The 5,467-nt window shown below is 60.3% G+C and carries 5 protein-coding genes; all 5 read right to left on the bottom strand.

All coding sequences use genetic code 11. The features are described from left to right. Window positions 1–73 precede the first annotated feature (73 nt). Entirely contained in the window at window positions 74–877 is an 804-nt protein-coding gene (locus ACW9I6_RS30480; RefSeq protein ID WP_457340169.1) for a hypothetical protein, read from the bottom strand. 144 nt (window positions 878–1,021) lie between these two features. Further along, the gene (locus ACW9I6_RS30475) at window positions 1,022–1,369 is read right to left on the bottom strand and encodes a DUF2493 domain-containing protein (protein WP_003217865.1); all 348 of its coding nucleotides are present in this window, start codon (window positions 1,367–1,369) and stop codon (window positions 1,022–1,024) included. Between the two features lie 31 nt (window positions 1,370–1,400). Continuing rightward, window positions 1,401–1,604, bottom strand: coding sequence for a hypothetical protein (locus tag ACW9I6_RS30470; protein ID WP_238544234.1), 204 nt, complete (start codon window positions 1,602–1,604; stop codon window positions 1,401–1,403). A 59-nt stretch (window positions 1,605–1,663) separates the two neighbouring features. Further along, the gene (mgtA, locus tag ACW9I6_RS30465; protein WP_457340168.1) at window positions 1,664–4,378 is read right to left on the bottom strand and encodes a magnesium-translocating P-type ATPase; all 2,715 of its coding nucleotides are present in this window, start codon (window positions 4,376–4,378) and stop codon (window positions 1,664–1,666) included. Between the two features lie 246 nt (window positions 4,379–4,624). Further along, on the bottom strand, window positions 4,625–4,918 hold the full coding sequence (locus ACW9I6_RS30460) for a hypothetical protein (protein ID WP_003219143.1): 294 nt from the start codon (window positions 4,916–4,918) through the stop codon (window positions 4,625–4,627). Between the last annotated feature and the right edge of the window lie 549 nt (window positions 4,919–5,467).

Here is a 5,467-nt window from a genome sequence, read left to right as displayed (position 1 = left end):
GCTACGCAGCCCAGCGGGAGCAAGCTCCCTCGCCACAGCAAGCTCCCTCGCCACAGGGGTCATCGTCTGCGGGTTAGAACCGCAGTGTGGCCCCCGTCGTGAGCCATTGATGCTGATCCCCGATCAAACTGCGTCCTACCACCAGGTCCACGTCCACATTCTTGCCGATATGCATCCTCGGCCCGGCTTGCCAGGCCTGGTCGCCGCCTTGCTGGCCGTAGCGTTCGGCGATCAGTGTCAGTGAGTCCATCAGGCTGTATTCAAACCCGGTGCCCCAGGTCGGCCGATGGGTCTGGTCGCCGTCGTTATAGGCGTGGCTCCAGCCGGCGTTGAAGTTAAGCCGCAGGGCCTCCATGGGCTGCCAGGTAAACGGCACATTCAAGTCCGCGCCATCAAACGAGTGCTGGCGGTTCAGCGCGTAATGCACGCCGGCAGACGCGGCCAGTTCCAGGCCCAGGTCTTCCCGGGCCCACAACTGCGCCTTGAGCTGCGGATTCACTTGGGTTTCGCCGTCGCCATCATGGTTGGCCCGGGACACGGCGGCAGTCCACTGCAACCACGCAATGGCAGCGGAGGTGCAGGCCGGCGCCAGGGTTTCACTGTGGGTTGAGCCAGCGTGCCGGTTGGCGGTGAACCAGGCGTCGACATTGCATTCGCCCGGGGCGTTGATTGCGCCGTCGTCGACCACGTAGGAGCCGCCTGCCGCATGGGCATTCGACATCAGGCTGAGCACCAGCACGATGCCCGCGGTCACGCCGACGAAAATCAGGTTGCGCCGCACTGCCCGAAGCTTGGAGGCGGGCAGGGGATGGAAGGTAACGTGGGTGGTGCGGTTGCGGTATTTGGCGAAACCGTCAGGGGTGTGTTTCTTGTACATGGTGAACCTCGATCAACAGCCGGTGGCGCGCCCCGACCGGACTTGGCAGGGACGCGCCGTGTTTCAAATAGAAAAAAGTGTGCAACGGGGTACCGCTACAACGGGGTTCTTCGTTCATGCCTGGATACTCCAATAAGGGTTGATTCAGCTGTCTACAGTCAGCACATGGATGCCACTGGCCCTGGCCTGGCTCACCAGTTCCGAGGTGTCGTCGCCACCGGGCAGCGCGATGATCACGTCGGGCCGGCTATCGGTGAGCATGAACTGGTTGCGATGGCGTTCGGCCTGCTTGCCATGGCGTTGCCAGTTGGGTGGGTAACGCACCACATCCACTCCGGTTTCCCGGGCCCAGTCTTCCACGTCGCTGCCCAGGAACTGGCTGCCACCGTGGATCAATACCTGCACCGGGCGCAGGCGGTGGTAGGCGTCCAGCACCTGGCGAGACATTTTTGTATCGGCGTAATGACGACCTGCACAGATCAAGACGCGCATGGTGATCTTTCCTTGTAGTGCGTATTGCCATTTATCGACGCGGGCGCAGCAAGCGGATGCAGGTGCTGTTCAAGCTGCTGGAAAAACCCAGCATGAAGCGCATTTCCACGGCGCTGAGCACGTTGCGCACGTACAGCCGTACGCCCAGCACCATCACCGCCTTGGCCGCCTGGGCGAGGCCGAACACCAGCAGCGCGCGAGCAGCGTTGTCGAGGTAGCTCATAAGTGTGTTCATTGTCTGTCTCCGCGTGCACTGGCTATCTACCGATAGCCAGCGCTTTCAGGGGCGGTTGATCAGTACCACTGCTTGAAGCGGCGGATGTAGAGGGTTTTCATCAGTTGTGCCACGCAGCAGTAGGCGACCAGGGTGCCCACCAGCCATGGGAAGTACGCCAGTGGCAGCGGCTCCAGGCCAACCATCGCGCCCAGCGGCGAGAACGGTACGTAGATGCCCAGCCCGATCACGATGCAGGTCATCATCATCACCGGCCATGCGGCGTTGCTCTGGAAGAACGGGATCTTGCGGGTGCGCAGCATGTGCACCACCAGGGTTTGCGAGAGCAGCCCCTCGATGAACCAGCCGGACTGGAACAGGGTCTGCATTTCCACGCTGTTGGCCGAGAACACGTACCACATCAGGGCAAAGGTGGTCATGTCGAAGATCGACGAGGTCGGCCCGATCCAGATCATGAAGCGGCCAATGTTTTTCGCGTCCCACTTGCGTGGCTTGGCCAGGTATTCCTTGTCCATCTTGTCCCACGGCAAGGCCAGCTGGGAGATGTCGTACATCAGGTTTTGCAGCAGCAGGTGGATCGACAGCATTGGCAGGAACGGGATGAACGCACTGGCCACCAGCACCGAGAACACGTTGCCGAAGTTGGAACTGGCGGTCATGTTCAGGTACTTCATGATATTGCCGAAGGTCTCGCGGCCTTTCAGCACGCCTTCTTCCAGCACCATCAGGCTCTTTTCCAGCAGGATGATGTCGGCGGATTCCTTGGCAATGTCCGTCGCGCTGTCCACCGAGATGCCCACGTCGGCATCCCGCAAGGCCGGAGCGTCGTTGATGCCGTCGCCGAGGAAGCCCACGGTGTGGCCGTTGGACTGCAAGGTCTTGAGCACCCGCGACTTCTGCAGCGGCGTCAGCTTGGCGAACACCGTGCGCTCCTCGACCCGCAGCTTGAGGGTGGCGTCGTCCATCGCTTCGATTTCCGTCCCCAGCAACGGTACGCCTGGCTCAAGGCCGACCTGGCGGCAGATCTTGCTGGTGACGATGGCGTTGTCGCCGGTGAGCACTTTGACGGCCACGCCAATTTCGCGCAGGGCAGCGATCGCCGGGCCAGCGGTTTCCTTTGGTGGATCAAGGAAGGTCAGGAAGCCACGGATCACCAGGTTGCGCTCATCGGCCGTGGTGTACTGCTTGCGGGCGAGTGCCTGGGGAATGTTGCGGGTGGCCAGCACCAGCACCCGGAAGCCGTCTTCGTTGTAGTCCTGGGCAATCGCCAGCAACTCGTTGCGACGCCGATCATCCAGCTCGACGGCCACGTCGCCTTCCATCACGTGGGTGGAAATGCTCAGCATCTCCTCGACCGCACCCTTGCACACCAGCAGGTGATCGTTTTGCGCGTCCTTGACCACGATCGACAGGCGACGGCGGATGAAGTCGAACGGCAACTCATCCACCTTGCTGTAGGCAAACGGCACCTGGAACTTCGGATTCTGCTCGGAGAACTGTACGACCGCCTGGTCCATCAGGTTCTTCATGCCGCTCTGGTGATGGCTGTTGAGCCAGGCGAGGGTCAGCACTGAATCATCACGGTTGCCAAAGGCGTTGACGTGGTGCTCGAGGATGATCTTGTCCTGGGTCAGGGTGCCGGTCTTGTCGGTGCACAGCACGTCCATCGAACCGAAGTTCTGGATCGCGTTGAGGCGCTTGACCACCACCTTGCGCTTGGCCATGGCGGTTGCACCCTTGGCCAGGTTGGCGCTGACGATCATCGGCAGCATTTCCGGGGTGAGGCCTACCGCCACTGCCAGGGCGAACAGCAACGCGTCGCTCCAATCACCCTTGGAGAAGCCGTTGAGGAAGAACACGATCGGTGTCATTACCAGCATGAAGCGGATCAACAGCCAGCTGACGCTGTTCACCCCGCGGTCAAATGCGGTTTGCACTCGGGAGCCGACAATCGCCTTGGCCAACGAGCCAAAGTAGGTACGCGGGCCGGTGGCAACCACCACGGCTTTCGCCTGGCCGCTGACCACGTTGGTGCCCATGAAACAGATGTTCGGCAGGTCCAGCAGGTTGCCCTGGTCGGCCGCCGTGGACGTGGCGGATTTTTGCGTCACATCCCCGAGGGTGTCGTACTTCTCTACCGGCAAGGCTTCGCCGGTCAGCACGGCCTGGCTGATGAACAGGTCACGGGACTCGATCAGGCGGATGTCGGCCGGGATCATGTCGCCGGCAGACAGTTGCACGATATCGCCGGCCACCAGGTCGCGCATCGGCACTTCCCGCAGGGTCGGCTTGGAGCCCACTTGCTCGCGGCGCAACACCGTGGCGGTGGTACGCACCATGGCCTTCAAGGCCTCGGCGGACTTGGCCGAACGATGCTCCTGCCAGAAGCGCAGCAGGCTGCTGAGCATGACCATGGTCATGATAATGATGACCTTGGTCAGGTCGGCTTCTTCACCGGCCTGCAGTGGCAGCCAGTAGTCAGTGAAGAAACTGATGGCGCCGAGGGTCAGCAGCACGTAGATGAACGGGTTGTTCAGGGCCTGGAGGAATTGCACGATGGCGTGAGGCGGCTTGTCGTGGGCCACCTCGTTGTAGCCTTCACGTTGCAGGCGAGCAGAGGCATCCAGTTCGGTCAGGCCATCCTTGGTTGCCCGGACATTGGCGAGGGTTGCCGAGAGGCCGTTCTGGGCTTCGCGGGCGGCGCGCATCGACAGCTTGGTGTCGGTATCCGTGCCGTTTTTCTTGTGCAGTTTCGGGTTTTTTACTGCGCTCATTGTGTGTACTCCTGTCGCCAATTTTTCGACAAAACATACCCGGTACTTACCTGATGACAGGCGAGCGAAAGCATGCCGAGTCGCTGACTTCGCGATCGGTTTAAATAAAGTGTTGGGTAACTTTCTACAGGCCCGCTAACAGCGCGTTAGTTAACTAACGCGCAGCGGGCTACTACTGGCTTCGTCCATAGAGAACTCCAGCTAATCAAGTAACGGATAATCAGGAAGTTGCTGTTTCCAGCTGGCTTATGCCGCGCGAGCGTCCACGTAGAGGCTCAGCATCAGGCTCGCTTGCGCGACCAGGCTGGAAACGTCCCGTCTCTGTGGGTCTTGAGGGTCGGCGTGATCCCATTGCTGGACCAGGTGGCCGGTGGTGGGGCAGATACGCCAGTGTGCCCGGGGAGTCGGGCACACGCGGGGGGATGAGGTCACAAAGGTGCTGCGGGTAGGGGAAAAACCTACGGGCTCGCGGCACAATTTGGCACGCAGGGCGTTAGCCAGCGTACGCAGATCAGGTAAAACAATCAGTTGAAAGGTCATAACACACCTCGGGACCGGACTGGCATCCGGTGAGGCAGTTACGTTGGAGCGTCAGGCTCTAGCGCAGCTTACTCGGCCGGAAAGGCGAGTCCCGTCATTTTTTCTGGGTTTGGCGCCCGATTCGCCGCATTCACGGTGATCGGACAACGACTAGATACTGTGTCCATTGGCTTCTTTTGTGAGGTTGAAAAATGGCCCTGAGTTGCAGGCACGGGGAATTTACTCAGGCAGTTGCCGGATGTCAACGTTTAATGACTTAAATTGTTACTGGTTCAGAGTTTGTTCAGATAGAAGGTTGGGGGAAGTTGCAATATCAAGTGTGCTTATTGATAAGTGGCCGGTGTGTGGCGGGCAGGTGAAGTAACAATAGCCGGATAACTTATTGCGGGGTTCCGAAGCCTGCGTTCGGCCAGCGTGGTTTAACGGGGCGCCCAAGATCAACAGCAAGAGCACAGCGGCCTACCGGCCGGCTTGAGTGTTGTAGAGCAAAAGCCAAATCAAAAGCTAAAGCGGGCACGGTCCAAATGTGGGAGCGGGCTTGCTCGCGAA

It is taken from the genome of Pseudomonas sp. SDO5522_S412, from assembly GCF_054071215.1.
This window is presented reverse-complemented; position numbering and strand designations above follow the sequence as displayed.